Annotated in this window: 16 protein-coding genes and 2 tRNA genes; 9 read left to right on the plus strand and 9 right to left on the minus strand. The window is 42.6% G+C overall.

Features of this window, described 5'->3' with window-relative positions; translation table 11 throughout:
* Window positions 1-188 (minus strand): hypothetical protein (locus tag BFS05_RS06900; RefSeq protein WP_219726406.1); only part of this gene is annotated, 188 nt, incomplete at its 3' end.
* A gap of 68 nt (window positions 189-256) precedes the next feature.
* Between BFS05_RS06900 and BFS05_RS00010 the strand changes: the two genes are divergently transcribed.
* From BFS05_RS00010 to BFS05_RS00020, 3 genes are all read left to right on the plus strand, one after another.
* Window positions 257-4,390: a hypothetical protein gene (locus BFS05_RS00010; protein WP_103084044.1), complete on the plus strand. Its 4,134-nt coding sequence runs from the start codon at window positions 257-259 to the stop codon at window positions 4,388-4,390.
* Between the two features lie 280 nt (window positions 4,391-4,670).
* Window positions 4,671-6,377: a SpaH/EbpB family LPXTG-anchored major pilin gene (locus tag BFS05_RS00015; RefSeq protein ID WP_103084045.1), complete on the plus strand. Its 1,707-nt coding sequence runs from the start codon at window positions 4,671-4,673 to the stop codon at window positions 6,375-6,377.
* Between the two features lie 539 nt (window positions 6,378-6,916).
* Window positions 6,917-8,071 (plus strand): class C sortase, encoded by a 1,155-nt coding sequence (locus tag BFS05_RS00020; protein WP_103084046.1) that lies wholly within the window; start codon window positions 6,917-6,919, stop codon window positions 8,069-8,071.
* Between the two features lie 429 nt (window positions 8,072-8,500).
* Here the strand turns inward: BFS05_RS00020 and BFS05_RS00025 are convergent, their stop codons facing one another.
* A complete protein-coding gene (locus BFS05_RS00025) occupies window positions 8,501-9,634 on the minus strand; it encodes a 4-hydroxybutyrate dehydrogenase (RefSeq protein WP_103084047.1) in 1,134 nt (377 codons plus the stop codon).
* Between the two features lie 219 nt (window positions 9,635-9,853).
* Entirely contained in the window at window positions 9,854-11,194 is a 1,341-nt protein-coding gene (gene nox / locus BFS05_RS00030; RefSeq protein WP_103084048.1) for a H2O-forming NADH oxidase, read from the minus strand.
* Between the two features lie 463 nt (window positions 11,195-11,657).
* Here nox and pcp point away from each other — a divergent pair, with 463 nt between their 5' ends.
* Entirely contained in the window at window positions 11,658-12,263 is a 606-nt protein-coding gene (gene pcp, locus BFS05_RS00035; protein ID WP_103084049.1) for a pyroglutamyl-peptidase I, read from the plus strand.
* Between the two features lie 21 nt (window positions 12,264-12,284).
* Here pcp and BFS05_RS00040 read toward each other — a convergent pair whose 3' ends face one another.
* The 3 genes from BFS05_RS00040 to BFS05_RS00050 form a co-directional block, all read right to left on the minus strand.
* The gene (locus BFS05_RS00040) at window positions 12,285-12,728 is read right to left on the minus strand and encodes a toxin-antitoxin system HicB family antitoxin (protein ID WP_103084050.1); all 444 of its coding nucleotides are present in this window, start codon (window positions 12,726-12,728) and stop codon (window positions 12,285-12,287) included.
* Window positions 12,729-12,895: 167 nt separating this feature from the next.
* Window positions 12,896-12,976: transfer RNA gene (locus tag BFS05_RS00045), tRNA-Leu, on the minus strand.
* 159 nt (window positions 12,977-13,135) lie between these two features.
* Window positions 13,136-13,208: transfer RNA gene (locus BFS05_RS00050), tRNA-Thr, on the minus strand.
* Window positions 13,209-13,724: 516 nt separating this feature from the next.
* Between BFS05_RS00050 and pgi the strand changes: the two genes are divergently transcribed.
* The 3 genes from pgi to BFS05_RS00060 all read left to right on the plus strand — a co-directional run bounded on the left by pgi (window position 13,725) and on the right by BFS05_RS00060 (window position 19,415).
* Window positions 13,725-15,419 carry a glucose-6-phosphate isomerase gene (pgi, locus tag BFS05_RS00055; RefSeq protein WP_103084051.1) on the plus strand — a complete coding sequence of 565 codons (1,695 nt, stop codon included), beginning with the start codon at window positions 13,725-13,727 and terminating at the stop codon, window positions 15,417-15,419.
* Between the two features lie 577 nt (window positions 15,420-15,996).
* The gene (locus tag BFS05_RS06935; RefSeq protein WP_258004152.1) at window positions 15,997-16,491 is read left to right on the plus strand and encodes a hypothetical protein; all 495 of its coding nucleotides are present in this window, start codon (window positions 15,997-15,999) and stop codon (window positions 16,489-16,491) included.
* Between the two features lie 155 nt (window positions 16,492-16,646).
* A complete protein-coding gene (locus tag BFS05_RS00060) occupies window positions 16,647-19,415 on the plus strand; it encodes a BspA family leucine-rich repeat surface protein (RefSeq protein ID WP_258004153.1) in 2,769 nt (922 codons plus the stop codon).
* Window positions 19,416-19,559: 144 nt separating this feature from the next.
* Here BFS05_RS00060 and BFS05_RS00065 read toward each other — a convergent pair whose 3' ends face one another.
* The 3 genes from BFS05_RS00065 to pdxS all read right to left on the minus strand — a co-directional run bounded on the left by BFS05_RS00065 (window position 19,560) and on the right by pdxS (window position 22,843).
* On the minus strand, window positions 19,560-20,888 hold the full coding sequence (locus BFS05_RS00065; RefSeq protein ID WP_219726407.1) for an ATP-binding protein: 1,329 nt from the start codon (window positions 20,886-20,888) through the stop codon (window positions 19,560-19,562).
* 334 nt (window positions 20,889-21,222) lie between these two features.
* Window positions 21,223-21,885: a pyridoxal 5'-phosphate synthase glutaminase subunit PdxT gene (pdxT, locus tag BFS05_RS00070; protein WP_103084052.1), complete on the minus strand. Its 663-nt coding sequence runs from the start codon at window positions 21,883-21,885 to the stop codon at window positions 21,223-21,225.
* Between the two features lie 22 nt (window positions 21,886-21,907).
* Window positions 21,908-22,843 (minus strand): pyridoxal 5'-phosphate synthase lyase subunit PdxS, encoded by a 936-nt coding sequence (pdxS, locus tag BFS05_RS00075; RefSeq protein ID WP_103084053.1) that lies wholly within the window; start codon window positions 22,841-22,843, stop codon window positions 21,908-21,910.
* Between the two features lie 596 nt (window positions 22,844-23,439).
* On the opposite strand from pdxS, the gene BFS05_RS00080 reads away from it, so the two are divergent.
* Together BFS05_RS00080 and BFS05_RS00085 are read left to right on the plus strand one after the other, a co-directional pair.
* A complete protein-coding gene (locus tag BFS05_RS00080; RefSeq protein ID WP_103084054.1) occupies window positions 23,440-25,143 on the plus strand; it encodes an ABC transporter substrate-binding protein in 1,704 nt (567 codons plus the stop codon).
* A gap of 300 nt (window positions 25,144-25,443) precedes the next feature.
* Window positions 25,444-26,430: an ABC transporter permease gene (locus BFS05_RS00085; RefSeq protein WP_103084055.1), complete on the plus strand. Its 987-nt coding sequence runs from the start codon at window positions 25,444-25,446 to the stop codon at window positions 26,428-26,430.
* Window positions 26,431-26,433: the final 3 nt, after the last annotated feature.

Consider the following 26,433-nt stretch of genomic DNA (forward strand, 5'->3'; position numbering starts at 1 on the left):
ATCACCCATAACAACCAACCCGGCACCACCCACATCATCCCGCCCGACATCACACCTAGCATCCCGCCCGACATCACCCACAGTATCCCACAGCCCAGCATCCCGCCCGACATCACACCCAGCATCCCGCCCGGCAGCACCCACAGCATCCCACAGCCCAGCATCCCACCGCGCATACTCGACAGCACACACAACATCCCACCGCGCAATCCTCGCGCTCCTAATCGCCGTCGCCACACTTTTCGCAACTTTTATTATGCTCCCAACCGAAAAAGCCGGCGCCTACGATATTTATTGGCGATACGGTGGCTACGGTTATCTCGCTGCCACAACCGAAGATAACAATGGCAAACCAATCAGCAAGGCATCAAATGACGCAACAACTGCAGAGCGAGACGTATATATTAATCCACAAGTTTCCCAAGATAATAAGTCAATAACATGGGAGATTATCTTTAATCCTAAAGGCTATGACAAAAGGCAATTAGGATCTAGTTACGGAAAAAATTTCGCTGATGATTCTGGAATAAACCGTCCTTTTGGAACAAATCCAACATTGTATGCTTTTCTTCCAAATGGTCTTGATAAATCCTCTATAACTGTGGAACGAATTAAGTATTATTTCGACAGAGATCGTATGCAGAGAACTCATCTTCAACGCGCGCATGAAGGTTATCTCAATATTTATAATAATGCTAATTCTTGTGATTTTAGTTCTACATGTGACGGTCCTTGGAATAATAGTGTTGGTCCAGCAAGTGGAGATTTAGGTGTTGGCGCTGGCCAAATGTCGCATATAAGTTACATGAAAAATGGCATTCCAACAAAGTACTCAGTAAAAGAACTCTACGCGTGGAAAAATGAAGGAAAGTTTGGAGTAGGTTTTTTCGATAAAATAAACATTAACTATGGGAAAGGTTTTGCAATTTCTCCTGAGTATCATTGGAGAATTACAGCAAAATTTGATAATAATCATTCTGCAGATGATCTCTATCGCATGCCTATAGTTGCAGGGTTTACAAGTGAAAGAGATAGAAGCAAGGGTGCTGGTAATAGTCGCAAAAATAAGTTTATGATTATTGGTCCATTCGATAGTGATGGTGACGGTATACCGGATAATCTCAGTTATAGATACTCCATGCATCCTAATGACACTGATCAGATTAAGTACCCTGTGTACAGGCGCAATATGCTTAAAGATTTTTCAAAGCCAGGAAACAGTACTGCAACTGATTACGGTTGGACCGATAATGTTCCAATTACTACGTATGGAACAACTATAAACGTTAAACCTTTTTCAAAAATAATTGATTGGGGTAGTAGGGGAAACTGGAACACTAATTGGTTTGGAGATCCTAAACAAAAAGGTGGAATTTTAGATACATTTAGCCAAGATACTGAAAACCTTACAACAACAGATTTGCCTGTAAAGATTGACGAAAAACACATAGAATACAGGTTTAATGGAAAATTACCTAGTGGTGTTCGTGAAGATAACGGAACTTCTAGCGGTTGTAATGTTAGCAGGGATAAGGGTTGCGTCAAAATAGATCGGTACAGAGGTAAAGTAACATATAATCCTTTGCCTACGGATTGGAAAAGAAAAACGCGCGGACAGGACGATGGTCTGCTTACGTTTTCTATAGAAATCAAGTATCCAGCGCCTGGATCATTCAATCTTGATTATGGTAATAATCGAATTGTACGAAGTCACCCTCTCACAATTCGCGTGCTTCCTCAAGCCTCTTTGTATAGTCCTAAATACAATCAAACAGAAGCAGATTTTAACGAGATTTTCAATAATGGTAAGGATAGCGAGAAGCCTTTTAACGAGGTTAAAACTTGTAATACAGATAGTGTTTTAGTTAGTAATACTATTGCAAAGTACGGTAAAAATTACTTTCCGAAAGACACAAAGTTCGAGTTAGTGCGTAATAATAAGCCGAAAAGGAATACGTACTATTTTGGCGGAAATGAGCCAATAGGTGATGAGACACTGTCTTGGTCTGATATTAGTAAAAATCATGAAAAAGATGGCATCGTACATTTTGCGCCAAGCAAAGTTATTCACCCGCGTGCAAATCCTTATAACACTCCTGTTATTGTAAAGTATCCAGATGGATCTACTTCTGAAGACTCGAACGCAGGCAATGTTTGCAATGGTGGAAAAACTAAGGATGATAAGCAAAAAAGCGTTGTGTATGCTCCAGTTAAAGTTACTAGGCATGATCCGATAGCAAACGATTTACACCTTGACCTTCATGAAGGCAAGGGTATGCATGATTCAAATAGTAGCGAGAGTGATCACAAAATATATCGTAGCTATAGTGAAAACGACTATAAAAATATACGTAAAATTGACGCAGATAAAAAGATAGTACTCGACTCGTGGTCGTGGAATGGCATTGGGAAAATTAAATTCCGTGCTGTGTGTCACGAAGAGAATGATAACAAAAGCTTTACGGTACTTACTCCTCCTGATGGCGGTAAGAACTCTTCTGGTTCAATCAATGGTCTACGCTTTACGGATTATCATTCGTGGGATCATGCTAGCGAGAGCCAGGAAAGAGAGTGTAAGAGAACTGGAAAATGCAATGTTGAGCCGTTTGTTTACAACTATCTTATTAGCGATTCGTACAATGTACACACTTTGGAGCGTTCGCGCGCGGTAATTGATGGAAAGCCTAAGAAGAGTGGCAATTTCGAGTGCAAAGTATATGCGTTCCATGAAGGATCTGATTGGTTAAAAAAGTTTGATTCTGAAGCAGGAAATGCAAAGAATCATAGTAAATTGTTCGATTTTGGAGCGAATTATAATAATGGCTCTGGCTCTAAGCGAACTGCGCAATGGGCGGATAATACTTTTAAATTTAGCGTCAAGCTTAAAGACAACCAAAGATACAATCCGACTTACGTAAAAATTCCAAATGTTCAAGCCGGTGCGTTTAAAAATCAGACTGATAACAGTTCTTCAACGCCAAAGAGTTATGCGCATATCACAGTGGACGGCAAGCAAGTAACCGCTAATGGCGTTTCAGAAGATGATTTGGGCGGAGTTGAAGATGATGTTCCTTTGCCTAAAGGCACGTGGTTTAGTATTAAGCGCTTTGTTAAGGCTGGCGATATTAGTAACTCTGGATCAAAAAGTTTGCCTTGGGCGAATTTTGAAGGCGGCGAAGACAATAAAGCTGAAGGTAAGTTAGAAGCAAAAGATAAGAATGCTACCGGCAAAGGCTCCGTTACTTTTAGGCCTGATAAGTGGCAGGATGAGGGCGAGTATTGGGCTGAGGTTGTTGTGCACTACCCGGACGGAAGTTCCACGGATCAGGAAGATTCGATTAACTACGGTCACCCTGTGTACGCAAAGGTGAAGGTTACTAGATTGCCTGTTAACGACGGTGATTTGCATCTTGACATTTACAAGCAGTATGAAAATGGCAAGTTTACTGGGCCTGTAGACAGCACGAACGGAATTGTTGTTATGAAAGGCGTTGGCTTGCTGAAGGATATGGGCATTGACTCGTGGTCCACGGCCAAGCCTGAAGGCATTACGCTTAGAGCTTTGTGTAGAGACGACAATGATGCTGCTAAAAAGAGTGCAACTCATACCTGGAGTGAGAATCTAGATAGTCTGTTCTTCAAGCTTAATTGGCAGAAGTCGTGGGATCATGCGGACTTCCAGCAGCAGGAAACTTGTCGTAAGAGTGGTAAGAAAGGTGATGGCTGCAATCCTGAAGGTAAGTATCTTTTGTTCGATAGCACTGGCGGAACGATGGAGCGTGCTAGCGGAACTATCACCAGCAGCAAAGCTCCTACGAAGTCTGGCAAATATTATTGCGTTGTGCTTGCGATGAAGCTTACGGATTTGGGTAAGTATAAGAATGCTATTAAGAATAGCAAGATTAGCGTTACTGATAATGACTTTGCTAAGGCTATTGGCTTTACCGACAAGAGTGGCGTTGACTATGCTGTCAAATTCTTCCCAGTAACTGTTGTTGACAAATTCGCGCTGCCAAAGACCGGCGGGCATGATCGCGTGAACTGGAATCTCGTGATGAGTGTTGTGTGTGTGATTGGCACGGGCGTGATGGCGGCCGGGTTCTTCCTTGAGCAAACCAAGTGGGGGCGCGCGATGCTTGAGATGTTGTTGCTTAGCAAGGCGATGTTGCTGCGTAAGGCTGTGTTGTTGCGTAAGTCGATGTTGCTGCGTAAGGCTGTGTTGTTGCGTAAGTCGATGTTGCTGCGTAAGGCAGCGATTCCCAAGGCTTTGTTGTGTAAGAAGTCGTTGCTAAAGACACTGATTCGCAATGTGCAAATTAAAGATTTCATCTGCAAAACTGCCAAAAAGCTTCGCGCTTTAAGGCGACGTAGCGAAAGGCGGCGATGCTGATGAAAAAATTTGCACGCAATCCTGCTGGCTGGTTAGTCGCAAGATGTAACTGACTGCAAGATTGCGTTGCGATTCTCGCTAAAACTTGTTGCGCAATGTTATGTGAAACACAAGGTGCAATGTGACGCGCAATGTGATGCGTAACGTAAAGCGCAACACAAAATAAATAAAACAATAAACAAACCAATAAATAAAACACAAAATAAACCAATAAACAATAAAAAATAAACGTATTTTCCCAAACCCTGCCCTTAAAGGGCACCGAACAAAGGAGAAGAAAGTGAATAAATTCACTAAACAATGCGTGGCTGCATTCGCCTCGCTCGCAATGGCTGGCACTCTGTGCGTCGCTGGCGCCGTGGTGGTTGGTAACTCTGCTTGGGCGGCTGAAAAGGCTCCATGGTCTCTTGGTGATCAAGCTAATACCAAGAAGGGCTCCATTACCATCAAGAAGTTTAAGGACGAAGTTGATGATAGTGGTTCTCAAAAGAAAGCTACGCCTATTGATGGTGCGGAATTTAAGATCACAAAAGTTTCAAAAATTAATAATTCTACTTTTGATCTTAAAAAATATGATGATTGGGTAACTGTTGCATCTGTAGTTGATAAATTAAATAAGCATGACGAAACCGGAGCCAAAATTGAATTAGGAGAAGGCGCGTCTAATGTAAAAACTAAAACCACAGGTCAAAATGGTGAATCTAGTGGTCAAGTAAAATTCGATGGTCTTGAACTTGGATTGTATAAGGTCGAAGAAACTAAGGCTGCAGATGACTATTCGAATGACGTAGCTCCATTCTATGTGACAGTTCCGCAGATTACTCGAGAAAAGAGCAACACAAATAACACTTATACTTACGATGTAACTGTTGAACCTAAGAACGCTTACACTAAGGATAGTGTTACTAAGACAGCAGACACCACTAAGATGGTTGGCGCTGGCGATGAGATTACTTATACAATTAGTGCCAAGCTAAATAAGACCAAGTCAACTAATGACAATAAGGAACTTACTAAGAACGATTTGCAAGATTTCGCCATCTACGACGACGTTTTAACTGCTGCATATCAAACTGTTGATACAAGCATAATTACTGAAGTTAAGATTAAAGATGAAAATAATCCTATGACTAAAGATCAGGACTACACTCTTTCTGAAGAAAGTAAAGATGCTAGCAATGGAGTTGACGCGAATCGAAAGCGTATCAAAGTTACTTTCACAACTACTGATAATAAGGGTCTCAATACTATAGCTAAAAAAGCTAATGAACTTAATACAAAACCAGTAGAAATTCTTGTTACGGTAAAGCTTAAGTTAGCAAAAGACTTGAGCAATTTTGTTGGCAATAACAAAGTTCTTGAAAACAAGTCTGGCTTTATTCCTGGTCACGGTGATGGCATTAAACCAAAGCCAACTCCTGGCGGCAGTGCAACAACTGAATTCCGCAAGTTCCACATTAAGAAAGTCGATGCAACTGATAAATCAAAGACTCTTAACAAGGCTGAATTCAAGGCATTTGCAGATGAAAATGAGGCCAAGAAATGTGCAGCTGACCCAAATACTGCCGATAATTGTAAGAATGCCTTAGGGGGCTTTACTGATACTGCGCAAACCAATGCTGGTGAAGCTACTGTTACAACTACAGGTACTAATGCTGGCAATAGTGGTGTCACTAAAGATTACGTGGCTAAAATCACTGATAATACTACCAAGATTTATCTTGTTGAGGTTAAAGCACCAGATGATTACACTCGTTCCGAAAAAGTGCATGAAGTTGTTTTAACTTCTGGCAGTGCAAATGATGCTGCTCAGGAGATTGAGATTGTGAACATCCCTGACAACAAGGGTGATTTCTGGTTCAAACTTCCAAAGACAGGTGCTTATGGCGTGATTATCTTCGCGTTGGCTGGCATGTGCTTGGTTGCTGTTGGAATGTTCATATTCTTGCGCAATCGCAAGAATGATGAGGAGCAGCAGGCTGCCTGATTTATGGCAGTGTGATTGCTGGTCGCGTGATCGATTGGCTGCCTGATTGATGGCATAAATATTGGAGCTGGGACGACTTGTTGCTCTCGGCTCCAATATTCATGTGTTCCAAGCTCTTATGCAAGTCGATTCGCTAGATTTAGTGAGGGTTTGGTTGGAATCTGCTTTGCTACCAAGTAGGCAGAGATTTGAGATTTTTCGCCAATGTGTGCATACAAAGTAGCAGTGAGGGATAAGGATTGCTTGGTCGAGCAATATAAGAGTGGAGCGATTCTAAACAGACCTTCACATAATCCAATCCTATTGGGAATCAAAACTTAACTAAGAATCCAAACACTAGTAGCACAAGCATAAAAACCATGTACTGTACGAGAGCGTAACGTCTGCGAGACAAGCAATCCTTATTCCTCACCGCCACAGCCATATCTTCGCTTGCGTTGAAAGTCCATTGGACATTCAGGGTGAGTTTCGTAAGCGAGCTAGCGAGCAAAAAATAAATAAATCATGAATCAAATCTAAATCCAACGAAACGAGGAAGCATGAAATTGAACGATGCAGTTGCTAAAGTATATGCCTTCCTCGGCAAAATCCTTATTAATGCTCCTGTCTTAAGCAAGCTTTTTAAGAATCGCGCTGCTGAAACTATCGCATCTGAAACTATAGCTTCCGAAACTAGTGTTGTTGAAACTATTGCATCTGAAACTCGTTCAGTCGAAACTGCTACTTCCGAAACTAATCTTGTAGACTCAAACTCTTCCGCGCAATCTGCCACTAGTAAGCAAAAATCTAAGCAGAAGCCTAAGCAAAAATCGCATAAAAAATCCAAGCTCCGCCGCATTATCGAGCCAATCGCATTCGTGCTGGCAGGAATTTTGTGCTTTACGTATCCTGTTGCGTCAACGCTTTGGAATAATCGCGTATCGAAGGAAATTTCTAACGAGTACGACAAATATAACCACAGTCAGGCTAGTGAAGTTCGCCGCGCACACATTCGTTCCGCAAAGATTTACAATAAAACGCGCGAAAGCAAGCTTGCTGCGGATCCGTATGGTCCGGATGGTCAAAAGGATATAGCTAATACGCCTGAGTATAAGCGTTATCTCAAGGCGCTTGATGAGCCGATGGGCATTATAGGTATCGTAAAAATTCCAAAAATTGGTGTAAAACTTCCTGTTTATCACGGTAGTTCGCAAAAGGTTTTGGCGCATGGTGCTGGTCATTTGTATGGCACGGATTTGCCGGTTGGGGGTAAGAATCGTCATTCTGTTGTGACGGCGCACACCGGTCTTGCCGATGCCACAATGTTTGATGATTTGGTGGATTTAAAGAAGGGCGACTTTTTCTATTTTGACGTGCAAGGCGAGACTTTGCGATACAAAGTGTCCAGAATCAATGTGGTTGAGCCGCACGATATAAGCTTGCTTCAGCGTGAAAAGGGGAGCGATTTGGCGACTCTGCTTACCTGTACCCCGTATGGTGTGAACTCGCATAGGCTTTTGGTGACAGGTTATCGCGTGCTGCCGGACCTCGTGAAGTCGCCGGAGGATCGCGTGCAATGGCCGCTTTGGATGACGCTATTCGTGATTGCAATGGCGTTCTGCACGTCTATTCTCGTAGCGATGATTGTGATTACAATACGCAATCGCCGTCGTAACAAGCTTTTGCGCGCCAAGCATCTAATTGTGTGGCTGTAAGCGTGATTTGGCTTAATTGTGAAGCACAGTGCGCTTTCAACGCGAGCGAGGTTTGCCTGAGTCAGTAAAGACGAAGGCAGGGCAGATTTTGCTTATCTTTTGACACTGGCGCAGTACGCGTTCTGCACCAGTGTCCTTGATTGGTGAATTTGACGCTCGAGTGTGTCGTCGCGCTCAGTTTTGTGGACTTATATGCCTGATAAGTAAACAAAATCGGGGAGGTGTTCTTGGTTTTGTTTACCAACACGCCGGATAAGTAAACAAAATCGGGGAGGTGTTCTTAGTTTTGTGTACTTATGGTGCTTGTAAGTAAACAAAATCGGGGAGGTGTTCTTGGTTTTGTTTACTTTTGGGGCGTGTAAGTAAACAAATTCGGGGAGAAGCTCGCTTAATTTAGCTACTTCATAAATATGGCATCTGACTTTAGCTTTAGAAAGTAGACGCGTAGACTTCGGCAATTGCAGCTTCGTCCATATGCATGTAGGAATTCTTCAAAAGTCGCTGCTGTTCTTTAACAACGCTTGAAGCCCAGCTTTGAATCATATCCTCGCTCATGCCATACTCGTGAAGCCTGTGCTTAGTTAAAATCGTGTTAAGCACTTCGTCAAGCTTGTCTAATACGTCTGCCTTCTGGCATTCTAGAATATTTGCCATAAAGTCGAAAAGCTTCGAAAGTTCAGTGCTTTCTGCGCTATCGTTGTTTTCGTAGTCGTGCTTAGCATAGTAGCGCAAAACGCTTGTAAGAAGCGCGGCATTCGTCTCGCCGTGAGCCACGTGGAAAGTGCCGCCAAGCGGATAAGCCATCGCATGCACGCAACCGCAGCCAGCGTTACCAAACGCAATGCCAGCGTAAAGACTTGCCGAAACCAAGTCGCCTACAACTTGACTTTTTGCGCTGCTACCTTCCTTTACAACTCGCATATAACTTTGCAAAATAAGTCCGCAAGCCTTGTAACTAAACATTTTTGTAAGTTCAGTTGCAATAGGGGAAAGCGCGGATTCAATCGAATGGGTAAGAGCGTCAATAGAGCTGGTTGCAAAAACGTAATCTGGAAGGCTCTTTAACAATTCCGGAATAAGAACCGCATCCGTAGCGTAGCAAGCATCGTTCGCCAAACCCTTCTTCGTATTGCGCTTGGTAAGAGAGAACACGGCGACATTCGTAACTTCGGAACCAGTGCCGCAAGTAGTTGGAACAAGAATAAGATCCGCGCCTTTTTGCGCAGGAATCTTGCCGTCGACCAAATCTTCAAGCGGGCTTGTTTGCTTCAAAGCACAAACCTTGGAAATGTCCAAAACAGTGCCGCCGCCAATGCCGATCACGCGCTTTGGGGTAGTGTGAATGTCGCTAACAATCGCATCAACCATTGCGTCGCTCGGCTCGCCCTTGCCGTATTTTTCTTGGAAAATCACATTACAATCAAGATTTAAATCGCCAAAATAAGGCTCCCAAATGTACTGGTTTGTGATAACCAAATCGTCTTTGCCAAGCTTAAATTCTTGCGCAAAATCGCGCGTATTTTCAAATTTGTGAATAGTTGGCTTAATAGAGAGCTGTTTCATCCTAGACTCCTTTGTTTTAATTTGTACGTCTTACGCTAATATGCGCGTTTTAGTTCGCGATTTGTGCGCGGATGATTAAAAAACCAAGCAACCGCTCCATTATAGAACAAATTGCTTGGTTTAATAAACGCGATTTAAGCTAATCGCAGAAGTTAATCAGAAGAGATTAATCAGAAACTTAATTAGCATAGATTAATCATCAAAGATTACAGATATTAATCATCCCTTCAACAAAGCCGTGTAAGCTGCCATCGTAATGTAATTGTATGGCTGGTTGAAGTGAGGCATAAAGAAGATATCGCACAAAGCAAGCTCTTTAATCGTGACTTTCTTTTGAATAGCAAGAGAGAACAGGTGGATTGCTGCAGACATATCGTAATTAGAAGCCAATTGGCATCCAACAATCACCTTAGTATCCTTCTTGTAAACAATGCGAATCTTCACTTTTGGATTCTCAACTTCCATAAACGCAGGCTTTTGAGTATCCTCAAAATCAACGTAATCAACGTCCATGCCTTCTTTTTGAGCAGCAGTCAAGCTCAAACCAGTGCAGACAAGCTTGTAATCGTAGATCATCATTGCACTGGAGCCTTGCACGCCCTCAGTTTCTACAGGAGTTCCGCAAACGTTGTGGCCTGCAATCAAGCCGCTTCGAACGGCATTAGTAGCGAGCGCAATGTAGTTTACGCGGCTTCGAGCGTTGTCGTAGATTGTAGCGCAATCGCCAATAGCGTACACGTCTGGGTCGGAAGTTTGCTGCTTCTTGTCAACTAGGAAAGCGCCATTTTCGTATTGCTTTAAGTGATCTTTTCCAAGAGCAACATTTGGGTGGAATCCAATAGCGCAAATCACCATGTCGGCTTCGTAAGTGCCCTTGCTGGTTTTAACAGCCTTGACTTCAGTATCTCCAACAATCTCTTCAACAGTTTGACCAAGCTCAAACTTAATGCCCTTATCTTCCATAATCTGCTTCAAATTATCGGAAAACTCTGGGTCAAAGTAGCCGTTAAGAATATGGTCTTCCATGTCTATAAGAGTTACGTTCTTGCCAAGTCGCTTAAAAGCTTCCGCAAGTTCCACGCCAATGTAACCGCCGCCAAGAACCACAACATTATGGAAATCGCGCTCTTGAAGCTTTGCAATAACAGTTTGAGCATTCTGGAAAAGCTTTACCATTTGCACGTTTTCCAAGTCAATGCCCTTAATGCGAGGCTTGTTTGGAAGGCTACCGGTAGCGAGAACCAGCTTGTCGTAAGAATCGTGAATAACGGTGCCGTCTTTAAGTTCGACTGTTACTTCTTTCTTTGCGTAATCAATGTCTAGAACTTTACTTTCGAGATTTACCTTAGCGCCTTTTTTAACGAAATCTTCTGGCTTTTGGTAAAACAGCCCATCGCTGCTTTGAATCTGCTTGCCAATCCACAAAGCCATGCCGCAACCAAGGAAGGAAATATTGCTATTCTGATCGTAAATTGTAAGATCGTTTCCTGGGTAGGTCAAAATGGTGTTAGCGCAGGCAGTGCCAGCATGATTTGCGCCAATCTGAATAATCTTGGTCATCGGTAATCTCTTTTCGTCGTTGAATCTAGTTTTAATTTTGTTTATTTCTGTTGAATTCTGCTGAAATTAATTTAATTTAGTTTAATTTAATTCCGCTAAATTCTGTTGAATTCTGTTTAAATTATGTTATGTGCTGTGTTAACTACTTTGTTTAATTTACGCTGCAGCGTGATTGCACATCTAGCGCACAATCTTATTACATGAATGTGAGTCTTACCAATTTTGATTTTGTGCGTGTTGTGGGGAGTGTGGGTTATTTCACAATATGACTACCACTAATCTTTTTTGCGAACATGAATTACGTAGTAGAATCCTGAAGTTTGTATACAGTTTATATACAGTTTATATACAGTTTATATACAGTTTGTATACAGTTTATATACAACGACATTCACATATGTACAGTTTTTGTGATGCGTTTTAATGTTTTGATAAAGTGAGAATTGTATGAGGGGGTATTGTAATGCGTATTTTGATTACTGGTTTTACGCCGTTTGATAATGAGTCTATAAATCCGTCGTGGGAGATCGCGCAATCAGTGCATGCGCCTGAGGGCGTGGAACTTGTTCGTTTGCAGATTCCTACGGAATTTAACAAGGGCGCGCAAAAAGTTATTGAGAAAATAGAGGAAGTTCACCCTGATGCTGTGCTTTCGTTAGGGCAATTTGGCGGTTCTGCTTGTTTTAACGTCGAGTATGTTGGTGTTAACTGTAGAGCTGCGCGCATACCGGATAATAGTGGATATAAGCCTTGGTATGAGCCTGTTGTGCAAGATGGCGATGTGGCGTATAAAGCGACTTTGCCAGTTGTGAACATAGTTGAAGCTTTGAATAAAGCGAAATTGCCGGCGTCTGTGTCTTTTTCTGCGGGCGCGTACGTATGCAATGACGTGCTTTACAGTGTTTGTCATTATTGCCAGACTAGGGAATTGCCGATTAAAAGCGGTTTCATTCACGTTCCGTATTTGCCTGAGCAGATTCTTGATAAGCCGAGTACGAGTTCTATGAGTTTAGATGATATGCTTCGAGGCATTGAAGTTGCATTGCAAGTAATTGCTGGTGATTGCTAGCAAATATCTAGGTATTTATTTTTACGCTCGCTCAAGCACGCGTTCAATAGCGTTATTTTGCGAAAGAAGATATACGCAATACTGGTTCATGCTTATGCCTTCTGCTTGAGATTGCTCAGCCAACTGTCTGTGTAATTCTTTAGGAAGACGCAATTTGAATTGTCCGGAATAGTCATTTAATTCAGTGTGAGATGGCTCTTTTATATTGATTTTGCTTTCAATAGCTGCTTCAAGCCAAGCGTGCTTAGCGTCCTGCGCATTTGCTGCTGCTTCTTGTTCTGAGTCTCCCGAACTTATGCATCCTGGTAAATCAGGGTAGTAGGACACAAAACCGCCTTCATCTGGATCTTTTACAATTTCCAGCTTGTATGGGAGTGACATGTAGTAGCTGAGTGTTTTATTTGTGAGTGTTTTGGCGTTGTTTTTGTGAGTGATATTTTTGCTAGCTTTATTTGTTTTAGTCATATTTGATTTCATATTATGCTGATTTTTAAAGGTTTTATAAAAGTATAAGTGGTGTTATATGTGGTGTCAATGTATATTTCAGGCATATGCGCTTAATACATAACTGGTGATGGAAAATAAAAAAATCTCAGCGGAATATGAGACATATCCGCTTAAGTCTCACAAAGTGCGCGGGATGGGACTTGAACCCACACGTCGTAAGACACAGGAACCTAAATCCTGCGCGTCTACCATTTCGCCACTCGCGCGTTATCTAGCCAATTCGCCAACCGGTCAATCAGCAACCAGCAGATCAGCATTCATCACATAGCAAATCCACAGTTAGTGAATCAGCATATAGCAAATCCGCTAAGTAAAGCCTATCGGACAATACAAATAAAATATTTATACACCCGAACGGGCTAGAGAGCCACTTGACAGAATCGAACTGTCGACCTTCTCATTACGAGGGAGACGCTCTACCGACTGAGCTAAAGTGGCATGTTGCCCGAGAAGCATTCGCGACTCGCGCACGAATACGAAAGCTTACTATATTTTTTTAGATTTGTCTACTGCGTGGCGTGTTAGTAGTGAGTTGGTAGTGAGTTAGTATCGCGTTAGTATCGCGTTAGTATCGTGTTAGTAGTGAGTTGGTGGCGTGTTAGTAGTGAGTTGGTATCGCGTTGGTAGTGAGTTAGTAGTGATGTTACGTTCGAATCTCGTGTACTTCTGTCTTCTTTTGTGAGTATCTTGTGAAGTGGATGATTGTGATGCGATAGTTGCGTTGCGCGCGTTATATATCGTTATATATCCGTTATATATCGTTATACATTATGTATCCGTTATATATCAGTTATGTGGCTTATATAGCGTTATTTATGCGTTATGCGTTACATAGCGCTATACGTTATATATACGATATACGTGCGCGAACGGAATCTGTCATAGTAGCGGTTTGCCATAGAGCGGCATAAACCGCACATCACGTCACGTTACAGAATATGAAAGGACCTTACAATGGCCATCAATCCGCCAGTTGACGCCGTAAAAACCCCAGAGTGGGCTGCATTGCAGAAGCATTACGACGAGTTGCAATCAGAAGGCGTCTGCCTGAAGAAGTGGTTTGCCGAGGATGCAAATCGCGTGGATAAGTTGAGCTTCGAAGCTGGAGATCTCCACTTCGATCTTTCTAAGAATTTGATTAAGCCTGAAACTCTTAAGCTTTTCGCTGACCTTGCAAAGGCAGTTAAGCTTGACGAGCGCACTAAGGCAATGTACACCGGCGTGCACATTAACAATACCGAAGATCGTGCAGTTTTGCACACTGCTTTGCGTCGTCCTGCAGAGGATGCTGGCAAGTTCATTGTTGACGGTCAAGATACTGTTGCAGACGTGCGCGAAGTATTGGGTCGCATTTACGATTTCGCTAACGAAGTTCGTTCCGGCGCTTGGAAGGGCGTTACCGGCAAGAACATCAAGACCGTTGTAAACATTGGTATTGGCGGATCTGATTTGGGTCCAGTCATGGTTTACGAAGCCTTGAAGCCATATGCTGACGCTGGTATTAGCGCTCGCTACGTTTCCAACATCGATCCAAACGATATGGCAGAAAAGACCAAGGATTTGGATCCAGAAACCACGCTTTTCATCATTGTTTCCAAGACCTTCACTACTTTGGAGACTTTGACCAACGCTCGTACTGCTCGCACCTGGTTGCTTAACAAGCTCCAGGAGTGCGGTGCTATTGACGGAAGCGACGCAAAGAAGGCTGAAGCTGTTGCTAAGCACTTCGTGGCTGTTTCCACCAACCTTGAGAAGGTTGAAGAGTTCGGCATCAACCCAACCAACGCTTTTGGCTTCTGGAACTGGGTTGGCGGTCGTTACTCTGTGGATTCCGCTGTCGGCACTTCTTTGGCTGTTGTTCTCGGCCCAGAGCGTTTCGAAGAGTTCTTGAAGGGCTTCCACGCAATCGACACCTACTTCGCTGAGACTCCATTCGAGAAGAATGTTGTTGTGCTTCTCGGTATGCTCAACGTTTGGTACCGCAACTTCTACAAGGTTGCTTCTCACGCTGTGCTTCCATACGATCAGTACTTGCACCGCTTCCCAGCTTATTTGCAGCAGCTCACCATGGAATCCAACGGTAAGTCTGTGCGCTGGGACGGCACTCCTGTAACAAGCGAAACCGGCGAAATCTTCTGGGGCGAACCAGGCACTAACGGCCAGCACGCCTTCTACCAGTTGATTCACCAGGGCACTCAGCTTATTCCAGCTGATTTCATTGCTTTCGTGAACACGCCAAATCCTACTAAGGATGGCGATCAGGATGTGCACGAGCTCTTCTTGGGTAACTATCTTGCACAGACTAAGGCTCTTGCTTTCGGCAAGACTGCTGACGAAGTTCGCGCTGAAGGCACTCCAGAAGAGATTGTGCCAGCTCGCGTGTTCAAGGGCAACCGTCCAACCACCTCTATCTTCGGCGATGCTTTGACTCCATTTAGCTTGGGCGAGCTTATTGCTCTCTACGAGCACATTACCTTCGTTGAAGGCACTGTTTGGGGCTTGGATTCCTACGATCAGTGGGGTGTGGAGCTTGGCAAGCAGCTTGCAAAGCAGATTACTCCTGCAATTTCTAAGGATGATGAAGCTTTGGCAGCTCAGGATGCTTCTACCCAGAGCTTGATTCGCTTCTATCGCGCTCATCGCAAGTAAGTGAGTACTCGACTGGGGTTGGAATTCGCAAGGCTATAGTGGATTTCACTGCGATTCTATAGTTGAATTCACTGCGATTTATAGTGGATTTCGTAAAGCTATAGTGGATTTCATAATTTATAGTGGAATTCGCAAGGCTATAGTGAAATTCTTAAGGCTATAGTGGATTTCAGCCCCAGTTGTGTATATTTTTTATTCTATTTTTACGTTTTTATTCCATTTTTGTAACAAACGCATCAATGACGATGTGCTTGTTACGTTTAATTTTCTGCGCTTAGTTTTCTACGTTTAGTTTTCTATGTTTAGTTCTATACGTTTGGTTCGCTGCGTTTAATTCGTTACGTTTAGTTTTCTTGTTTAATTATTTACGTTTAGTTTTCTTGTTTAATTATTTACGTTTAGTACTACACGTTTAGTATTGCACGAATAAATTTCGCTATTCCGATTTATGTGCGTGAGTGTATAATATAAAGCGAGTGTGTAAAGATTGCGTTCGCCGGTGAACCTTCTTGGAGATGCGTTTTGTGTCCTGTTTATACGCCGGTAGTGGATTTGTTTACATTTGAGAGGTAGTTTGATGAAGGAGAGTAGGAAACATCGTATTCTTTCGGCAATTGGCGCCGTTTCATGTGTAATTTCTATGATTTTAAGCGTAACTGTGTTGCCGGGGCTGGCTTATGCCAACGTGACGAAGAATCCATTGTTCGCTGCTGCCTTGTCTGCTGTTATTGAGAATAATAGGGGTCAAAATAAGTCGGGTGAAGGGGGAGCTGGTAGCAGAACAGCTAATGGGGAAGCTGGTAAAAAAGAAGGGGCTAAAGGGGAGACTGCTAAAGGGGATAAAGGGGATAAGAAGGCTAAAGAGGTAGATAAAAAAGAAGGTAAGAGAAATGATGTGGCAGCTAATGGGGAAGCTGGTAGAGGGGAAGCTAATAGAGAAGGTACTGTAGGTAATAAGGGAACTGTTAAAAATCCTAATGGGGGGGGTCTGCAGATAACGGCAATGCTGGCAAAGACGCTGGTAAAACTGCTGGAAAAGGTGCTGGCAAAGATGCCAATAAAGATGCTGTAAAGTCTGGCAAATCTGACAAAAATGCTGACAAAAATGCTGACAAAGCTTCTAAAAAAGATAGCAAAGACGCTAAAAAAGCTAAGGGTCAAAATCGCGATGCTGACGACGCTGGTAAGAAATTAACACTAAAAGAAGTTAAAAAACTTCCTGCTTGCGTGGCTGAAATTAACGAGGATAATACTAAAGTTACGATTAAGTCTCCATCAGGGGAAGCTAAATGTTCTATCAGTGCCAATGAGAAGAGTGATGCATTTGATGCTATTCGTGAAAAAATTGAGTCTCTCCCTGCTGGTGATGGCAAAATCGATTTTGTAGACGGTGTTAAAGCGTATGGCTACGGTAGTTTGTCAAAAGATAAAGAAGGTCTTTTTTCGGGGGCAAACGTTTCTCACATTCGTAATGGCAAAAACTTTGATGTAAGTAATGTTACGGATATGTCGTATCTGTTTAAGGATTCCTCACTGGCTGTTGATTTCTTTTATGTTAATTTTTATGATCCAACGAGTTTAATTGGTTGGGATGTGAGCAAGGTTACGAATATGGAGGGCATGTTCGAGGGGTGCGCGCGTCTACAAAATCCTAAAGGTATGAGAGATTGGAATGTTAGCAATGTTACGAACATGAAAAACATGTTCGAGGGGTGCACTGGTTTAGAAAATCTTAGCGGTTTGGAAAATTGGGATGTGAGCAATGTTAGAAGTATGTCTGGAATGTTCGCGTCTGTTATTAGGAACCAAGATCAACATGATGCTTTGGATATAAACGGATATGCAGGTGAGATGGCGATTGCTTCGGTTGAACCTTTACGTAAGTGGAATGTTGGCAATGTTATAAACATGAACAGAATGTTTGAGGGTTGCACAAGCATAACAGATTTTACTGGTTTGGAAGGTTGGGATACGAAAAACGTTGAGGAAATGATCGGTATGTTCGAATACTGCAAGAGTATGAGTTCGCTTGTATTTTTGGAAAAGTGGAATGTAAGTAACGTTAAAGACATGATGGTAATGTTTGCGCTGTGCTACAAGATTAAAAATACTGAGGGCCTAGAAAATTGGAATGTAAGTAACGTTAAAAAAATGGATGGCATGTTTGCATATTGCTCTAAGCTCAATAGTATCAGTGGATTATCTAATTGGAATACAACAGGTAAGAGCAGTACAGACCAATTAGCTAGCACGTTTAGAATGTTCTATAGCTGCAGTTTTCTTACTAGTCTTCAACCTTTGAGCGGCTGGAATGTTGGCAGTGTTGAGAACATGAGCAGCATGTTTGACGGTTGTGGCAGTCTTACTAGTCTTCAACCTTTGGAAAAGTGGAATGTTGACAATGTTGAGAAGATGAGTAGCATGTTCAGCGGTTGTAATGGCTTAACCAGTCTTCAACCTTTGAGCGGTTGGAATGTTGGCAGTGTCACGGAAATGAGCAGCATGTTCAGCAGTTGTAATGGCTTAACCAGTCTTCAACCTTTGAGCGGTTGGAATGTTGGCAGTGTCACGGAAATGAGCAGCATGTTCAGCGGTTGTCATAGCTTGAGTAATCTTAAAGGTCTAGAAAAGTGGAATGTTGGCAGTGTTGAGGACATGAGCAGCATGTTCTCCAATTGCTACTTTGAGCATATAAACGATGAAGGTGATGTAGTAGAAACAACAGGGTTGGCTGATATAAGTGCATTGAGCGGCTGGAATGTTGGCAGTGTAACGAATATGTTTAGCATGTTCAGTGGTTGTACTCGCTTGGGTAATCTTAAAGGTCTAGAAGGCTGGAATGTTAGCAATGTAACGGACATGTCTAGCATGTTTGCGGATTGCAAATCTCTTACTGGTTCTGCGGATTTGAGCAAGTGGGATATTTCAAAAGTTACGAATCTTAGTTTGATGTTTTCCAATGCAGGAGCAGAAAGTGGCGACAGTCTTATATTAGATTTCAGCAATAAGAACTTTACAAAACCTACTAATTCTGAGTCTACTACTGTTTCTGTTGATGGTATGTTTGGTGGTTTTAAAGGCACGTTGATTGCGAATAACTTGCAGTCTAGTGGTTTTGAGAATAATCCTGATGATGATCCTATCAAAAGTAATTTTGCTACGGGTGGAATATTCTCATTCGATGAGGAGGGTCACAGCGATAATATAGTCGTAACTAATAATGTTACGATTTTAGATACAATTTCAAACGATGATGATTTTAAAAATATTGCATACTACATTCCTGTTAAAGCCAAGCTGATGGAGCCTGGCGATATAAAAAATGACAATATGACATGTGATTGCAATATAGATTCGGGTGGTACTACTTATACTTACTATGTTCCTGCACTGTATAATTCGAGTAATTTAGAGAAGAGGCAGGATGAAAAATCGCAGGATTATGCGTACAGAATTGTAAAAAATAGTTTCGCTTCAAAGTTGCGGTATGCTATAGATAATAATCAAAAGGAAGAGCCTCCTGCTCCTGAGCCTGAGCCTGAGTTGCGTAGTGCAAAGTTGAAATCGCGTGTAAAGAAATTGCAATCCGCAAGAGAATCGCGAGCCGTAAGAGATGACGATGAAGAAAGCGAAGAACCTGGAGAATCTGGAGACACCGAAGAACAGGGCAGTACTTATAAAATCATGTTTAAGAAGTCAAGCGGAAATACTTGCACTTGGACAGAACTTGGCGAAGGTGAAAAGGGTGCTGTGCCTGTTAGTAATCCAAAGTCTCCTTTAGTGTTCTTTACTACGACGTACTATTTGGAGACCTTTGTTAAGCCAGTGCCTTTGCCACATACTGGCGGCCAGTCGGCTGTTATGTTCACGTTCTTGTCTATTGGACTGTTCTCAATATTCGCTGTTTCTGGCGCATTCGGTCGTCATGGATGGGTCGCGTCTGTGCTTCCAAGCACTGCTTTGGCCACCTTCGGCAAGCACACTAAACAGCGCTAATCCTCACGGCATAGCCGTTCGGCTGATTTGGCATGTGAAGCACGCCGTGCTTCACAATTGAGCCAAATCACGCTTTGAAGGAGTCTGAAATTCCAATAATTTCAGACTCCTTCAAAGCGAGCACTTAAGCAGGTCGGAGCGCGCTTACTTAAGCAGCCAATCCGTAAGGTTAATCGCCTTAATACCGTCATAAGAGTTTATGTAATCGCGATCCATTGAAATTACGATTTTTTCATAATTATCCTTAATGGCGCGTAATGGCTTCAGCTCGCGTTCGCGCGTTTCTGGAGATTGCATGCTTTCGGTTACCTGAACGTATATTTTTTCGTTAGGCTTTTCTGCAACAAAATCTACTTCCGTGCTACCAACTTTTCCAATATAAACGCGATAATCGCGTCTAATAAGTTCAAGAAATACAATGTTTTCTATAATGTGTCCGCGATCTGTTCCCCTGTATCCTAAAAGCATATTGCGGAAACCTAAGTCAATAACGTAATTTTTTCCAAGCGTTTTCAGAAGCTCTTTGCCTTGAATATCGTAGCGTTGTACTGGAAAAATAATAAAAGCGTTGCTTAGCATGCGTATGTAATCGCTAACAGTTTTGCTAGCAACAGATACTGTAGTTTTTTCAATATCTCCTTCAGCTCGAAGCGATTTACTTATGCTGTTTGGGGAAGTTGTGCTGCCAATAGTTGAGCATAAGAAAGTCATAAGTTTTTGTAAAACAATTTGGTCTGCTTTTTCATTTCTTTGCAAAACGTCTCGTAAAATAACGGTTGAATATATTCCCTCCAAAGCCTGCATGCTACGCGCTTCGTTGAATTTATACTCGCTTAGCACTGGCATTCCGCCAAATTGCAAGTATTTTTGGAACTTTTCGTCTGTTGATGCACTTGCTGGGAAGTTGTAAAAGTCTAGGAATTCTTTGAAGGATAATGGCAGCATGCGGATTTCAACATAACGACCTGCTAGTAGCGTTGAAAATTCGCTGGAAAGTAAATACGCGTTGGATCCTGTAATGTAAATGTCAACGTTGAAATCAATGCGGAACGACTCTACTGCTTTTTGCCAATTTTCTACTGCTTGAAGCTCGTCAAAAATAAGATAAGTTTTTGTGGATTTGGTGTTGTTATTGGTGTTGTTATTGGTGTTGTTGTTTACATTGTGTGATGCAGTTTGTGGTTCTGTGATTTCTGCGCAGTCTGCTGGAATTCGTTCGCTTATATAATCGTACAGTTCCGCGTAATTTGTAATGTTTCTGTATTTAAGCGACTCAAGATTCATGTGAATAATGTGGTCTTCGTTTACGCCGGAATTAAGCAGATGTTTGTGGAAAAGGTCGAGTAGTGAAGATTTTCCGCACCTTCGAATTCCAGTTACGATTTTCACCAAGTCTACGTCTTTATGTTCAATAAGCTGGTTTAGGTATTCTGGGCGATTTATGAGTGCGTGTGTTTCTGAATTGTATATCACAGCAATCTCCCTTTTTGAACATTTACTCTACTTTTCTAACTTTTTAATCATGATATCAAAAACTTACATAAAATTCAAAGTTTTTGACGTCCGCGTTAAAAACTTTTGTATTTTGATGACTTTTTGACGTCTGCGTTAAAAAGTGTGTTGCTATTGCAGATTGTGTTCTGCGTTATGGTCTCTGGTTGGCGATTATAAGACCTTCGCGCAGTAGTCGTTCTGCGTTAGTGTCTGTAATCAAAAAGCCTCCGCAACATTGCTACTTGCGAAGGCTATTTCGTATGTAACTTATGTAAGATTTACGCTTTTACTTACGATGCGCTTAAGAATCAGATTACAAATCCAGGAAAAGCTGGTGGATTCGCGTATCGTCGTCAAGCTCTGGGTGGAAGGATGTACCGATTTGGTTACCTTGGCGCGCGGCAACAATGTGACCGTCAACAGTTGCAAGAACCTCAGCATTAGCGCCGACCTCTGCAATGTAAGGCGCGCGAATAAACGTCATCGGCACTTTACCAAGATCTAACGAACTATTATGGCTTCCAAACTCAGATTCGCAATGGAAGCTCCCGAGCTGTCGGCCGTAAGCATTGCGCTTAACTGTTACGTCTAAAGTGCCGAAGCCGTTAACCTCGTTACCTTCCACGTGCTTCGCAAGCAAAATCAATCCTGCACAAGTGCCAAGAACAGGCATTCCGCCTGCAATCCTCTCGCGCAAAGGCTCGAGCATATTTTGCTCGCGAAGAAGCTTAGCTTGCACGGTGCTTTCGCCGCCCGGCAACACTAATCTGTCGAAAGACTGCTGCAAATCGCGCGCCTGCCGAAGCTCTATAACCCGCGCGCCAAGTTTCTCCAGCATCAAACGATGCTCAAGAAAAGCACCCTGAACAGCTAAAACTGCTACAGTGTGAGCGGAGTTGCCAGTAGCGGATTTATCAGTAGCTGAGTTACTAGCAGCAGAGTTATCAGTATTGATAGGTGAGTCTGTCAAAATCATTCGCCTCAATCATTCGCCTCAATCACTCGCCGCGCTCAGCCATCAAAATCTTGATTTCCTGCTCGTTAATGCCAACCATTGCTTCGCCCAAATTTTCGGAAAGCTTAGCAATCATCTTGGCATCCTTGTAATTAGTTACAGCCTTAACAATTGCAGCAGCGCGCTTTGCTGGGTCTCCAGACTTAAAGATGCCGGAGCCAACGAACACGCCTTCAGCACCAAGCTGCATCATCAAAGCAGCGTCAGCTGGGGTAGCAACGCCGCCAGCAGCGAAGTTAACAACAGGAAGCTTGCCGTTTTGTGCAACGTACTTCACGAGTTCGAAAGGCACGCGCAAATTCTTAGCTTCTTCAAAAAGCTCATCCTCGCGCATGCTTGTAAGCTTACGAATTGCGGAATTCATCATGCGCATGTGGCGCACTGCCTGAATCACGTCACCAGTTCCAGGCTCGCCCTTAGTGCGAATCATTGAAGCGCCTTCGTTAATTCGGCGCAAAGCCTCGCCCAAATCTTTAGCACCGCAAACGAAAGGAACAGCAAAATCGCGCTTATTAATATGGTATACGTCGTCTGCTGGGGAAAGCACTTCGCTTTCGTCAATGTAGTCGATCTCAATAGCCTCAAGCACCTGAGCTTCAACAAAGTGACCGATACGGCATTTTGCCATAACAGGAATAGACACAGCCTCTTGAATTCCGTGAATCATTGCTGGATCGCTCATACGAGAAACGCCGCCGGCTGCGCGAATATCAGCAGGAATACGCTCCAAAGCCATAACTGCGCAAGCTCCAGAATCCTCAGCAATTCGCGCCTGCTCAGGTGTGGTGACATCCATAATCACGCCGCCTTTAAGCATTTGCGCCAATTGACGGTTCAATGCTGTACGGTCTTCGCCGCTTTTATTTTGCGGATCTGAGGATTCGTTCACGGTTGCTGTAGTATTCAAATTTTCAGACATCATTCCTCGCTTTAAACTTTGTTTTTACGAATCTGTAAACGCGCTGACTGCATGTAAATTTGCATGCTTTATGCGTGCAAAAGACGTTTTCAGGTTTACGCTCTGTTGGCATTTAAGCACATTCGTAGGATATACCCTTGTTAATATTACAACTTTATCTACACTATGATTTTTTGCGTTAGTAATATTGTGAATTTTCGTATTAGATGAACTGTGAATTTTTGTATTAGATACATTGTGAATTTTTGCGTTATGCGTATTATGAATTTTTCTCGTTAAATAAGATGTTTGTGTGATTGTAGGGTTGTGTGATTGGACGATTATACGTTTGTAGGGTTATGCGTTTGTAGGGTTGTGCGTTTGGACTCGCCAATAACAATCATGACATGTGAATGGACTACGATTAGTAAGGCCGGTGACTTGAGCACTATGTAATCAAGCGTCGAGCGATTAAAAGTTAATAAAACAAATCAGAAAGCAAAAATTAAAAAGCAAAATAAAAACAATAAATAATAAAAATAATAAAGATGACAAAAATAACAAAATGACAATTTAATATTTAATGCCATTTTAATGCCATTTGGAAAGGTTATGGTATGGGTAATAAATCACCCGAAGAAAGCGTGCACGAAGAAAGCGGCGCGACTTATAAATCAACTGATAAATCCTCTGTCGATTCAGCCAAATCCTCTGTCGATTCAGATAACAACTATGATAGTTCTGCTAGCACAGATGAGTCGTTGAATAATGCAGAAAAGTCACCAAAATATTTCTCAAAGCACAAATTAGTAAACGGCTGGGTATTTACAGTAGTGGTTCTAATTTTCGTATTCGTCGGTGCTTTATTTGCGTCGCAGAAGTTGAATAATTCACAATCGTCAACTGGCGCTATGCAACATAAAACAGTCACAATCGGCTTGAAATTAGCTCCTACAAATCTTGATATTCGTAACCAATCAGGTTCAGCGCTCGATCAGCTGCTTATCGGCAACGTTTACGAGGGGCTTGTTGTTCGCAATTCAAAGAATCAAGTATCGCCTTCGCTTGCGGAAAGCTGGGATATAAGCAAAGACGGCTTGACATATACGTTCCATATGCGTAAAGATGCCGTATTTTCTAATGGTCACAAGCTTACGGCTAAAGATGCAGAATGGTCGTTTAACGAGCTTGTTTCGAAGCAATATCGCGGATCGAATATGGTTGGAAAAGTTGAGTCTGCTAAAGCTACAGACGATTATACTTTTGAAATCAAGCTTGAAGAGCCAAATTCTACGCTTTTGTGGGCTTTGTGCGGAAGATCTGGATTAGTTTTTGATAAGCTCGCAAAATATGATGCGAAAACTCAAGCTATTGGATCTGGCCCATACTTAATTGAAAAGTTTATGCCTAATGATCGCGTTGTTTTGAAGGCAAATCCTAAATACAAAGGCGCTAACACTGCTAAAACTGAGAAAATCGTAGTTCGCTATTTTGTGGATGACAATGCCGCAATAGACGCGCTTTCTTCTGGTTCCGTGCAAGCATTAGCTCCTATTTCTGGTCAACTCGCCAAGCCTTTCAAGGATGATTCTAAGAAGTATGATGTTCGAGCCGGAAATGGTACCGATAAGTTCGTTTTGGCTATGAACATGAAGGGCGAGCGCACAAAAGATAAGCGAGTTCGTCAAGCGATTCGTTACGCGATTGACCACAAGCAGATTATTGCTTCTCGCGGAGGAGTGGACTTGGCTCTTGGAGGCCCGATTCCTTCTCTTGACCCTGGTTATGAGGATTTGACTAAGTTGTATCCGCATGATTTGCAGCGCGCTAAGACCTTGATGAAGGAAGTAGGATTTGACGAATCTCATCCTATGGATTTGACGCTTACTTATCCGAATATTTATGGCACGCAAATTGGCGATCAGTTGCGCTCGCAGCTTAAGCCTGCTGGAATCAATTTGAAAGTTAATGTTGTTGAGTTTACTACTTGGCTTCAGGATGTTTATAAGAATAAACAGTATGATTTGTCGATGGTAGATCACAATGAGAGTCACGATTTTGGACAGTGGGCGGATCCTACGTATTACTACGGATACGACAATAAGCAAGTCCAGGATTTGTATGCGAAGGCGATGCTTAGCACTGATTCTAAAGAATCCTACAAGTTGCTTGCTAAAGCTGCGAGAATTATTAGCGAGGATGCTCCTGCTGATTGGCTGTTTAATTATCGCGTAACTACTGCGAAAGTGAAGAATCTTGAAGGAATGCCGTTTGACATGAATCAGGAGATTTTGCCGCTGTACAATTTGCGACTTAGCTGATTTTTATTTGCTAGGCGCTGATTAGTTTCTAATTCCTTATCGCGTAAATCTGTTCTGCCTTCGTTAGTAAAAACGAAGGCAGACCTCGCTTGCGAGCGAGATAGCAGTGGGCGCTAAGTAAACAAAGTCGGGGAAGGTTTCTTGGTTTTGTTTACTTATTGGGTGTGTAAGTAAACAAAGTCGGGGAAGGTTTCTTGGTTTTGTTTACTTATTGGGTGTGTAAGTAAACAAAGTCGGGGAAGGTTTCTTACTTTTGTTTACTTCTTCAATGCGAAAACTCACTAAGAAAGGAGGCATTTTATGTTGCGCATGATTTGCCACAGAGTATTGCTGTTTATTCTTGCTTTACTTGGCATTTCTGTAGTCGTTTTCCTAGCGCTACGAGTGCTTCCGGGAGATGTTGCGCAAGTCATGGCCGGCCTTAACGCTCCGCAGGGTAAAGTCGAACAATTGCGCGCTGAGATTGGCTTGAATAAGCCGTTGTACACGCAGTATTTTGACTGGATTTGCGGTATTTTGCGCGGCGATTTTGGCGCTTCTATGATTACGGGAATACCGGTTTCTAAAGTAATCGCGTCCAGGGCTATTGTCACGTTCCCACTGATTTTATTAGGTCTTGCTATTGCGCTTTTAATCGGTGTGCCGCTTGGCTGTTGGCAAGTTACGCATGAAGGCAAATTAGCTCAATCCTTGTCGCGATTTTCAGCTTTAATCGCCGGGTCTATACCTGCTCTGTGGGGTGGATTATTGCTTATTCTTCTACTGGGTAAGGGTATTGGAATTTTTGGTATTTTGCCGACTCAGGATTTTCCTGCGGATGGTTGGAGTGATTTTACAGAGGCTTTTCTTTCGCTTCTTTTGCCTGCTTTAACTGTTGGAATCATAGTTGGTTCTAGTTTTATGCGATACACTTGCGCTGCTGTTGAAGATATTTCGCGAAGTGAGATTGCATCTCAAGCTATGGCATGCGGTATGACGCGCAAACAGGTTGTATGGAGAGTTGGTTTGAGGCTTGCGTTGCCGCAATTAGTTTCTGTTATTGGACTAACTTTTGCGCATATGGTTACGGGTGTTATGGTTATCGAAAATCTTTTCTCACTGCCTGGATTGGGAATGGGTATGGTTCGAGATGTTGGCTTACGTGATTTTGTTGCCGTGCAAGGTGAGCTTTTTATGCTTGCTGCGCTTTTCTTAACTGTTGGTTTTATTGTTGACATTTCTCATCGTTTGCTTGATTCACGTCTTGCTAAGGATTCGTATAGCAATGATGAAGATGGGAAAGCGTGAAGT

Source organism: Gardnerella coleohominis, assembly GCF_002896555.1.
Lineage (GTDB): Bacteria > Actinomycetota > Actinomycetes > Actinomycetales > Bifidobacteriaceae > Bifidobacterium > Bifidobacterium vaginale_F.

Bases quoted from the DNA above. Each gene is read 5' to 3' on its own strand.
- BFS05_RS00010 (WP_103084044.1), top strand. From the start codon at position 257: ATGCTCCCAACCGAAAAAGCCGGCGCCTACGATATTTATTGGCGATAC.
- BFS05_RS00020 (WP_103084046.1), top strand. From the start codon at position 6,917: ATGAAATTGAACGATGCAGTTGCTAAAGTATATGCCTTCCTCGGCAAA.
- BFS05_RS00025 (WP_103084047.1), bottom strand. From the start codon at position 9,634: ATGAAACAGCTCTCTATTAAGCCAACTATTCACAAATTTGAAAATACG.
- nox (WP_103084048.1), bottom strand. From the start codon at position 11,194: ATGACCAAGATTATTCAGATTGGCGCAAATCATGCTGGCACTGCCTGC.
- pcp (WP_103084049.1), top strand. From the start codon at position 11,658: ATGCGTATTTTGATTACTGGTTTTACGCCGTTTGATAATGAGTCTATA.
- BFS05_RS00040 (WP_103084050.1), bottom strand. From the start codon at position 12,728: ATGACTAAAACAAATAAAGCTAGCAAAAATATCACTCACAAAAACAAC.
- pgi (WP_103084051.1), top strand. From the start codon at position 13,725: ATGGCCATCAATCCGCCAGTTGACGCCGTAAAAACCCCAGAGTGGGCT.
- BFS05_RS06935 (WP_258004152.1), top strand. From the start codon at position 15,997: ATGAAGGAGAGTAGGAAACATCGTATTCTTTCGGCAATTGGCGCCGTT.
- pdxT (WP_103084052.1), bottom strand. From the start codon at position 21,885: ATGATTTTGACAGACTCACCTATCAATACTGATAACTCTGCTGCTAGT.
- pdxS (WP_103084053.1), bottom strand. From the start codon at position 22,843: ATGTCTGAAAATTTGAATACTACAGCAACCGTGAACGAATCCTCAGAT.
- BFS05_RS00080 (WP_103084054.1), top strand. From the start codon at position 23,440: ATGGGTAATAAATCACCCGAAGAAAGCGTGCACGAAGAAAGCGGCGCG.
- BFS05_RS00085 (WP_103084055.1), top strand. From the start codon at position 25,444: ATGTTGCGCATGATTTGCCACAGAGTATTGCTGTTTATTCTTGCTTTA.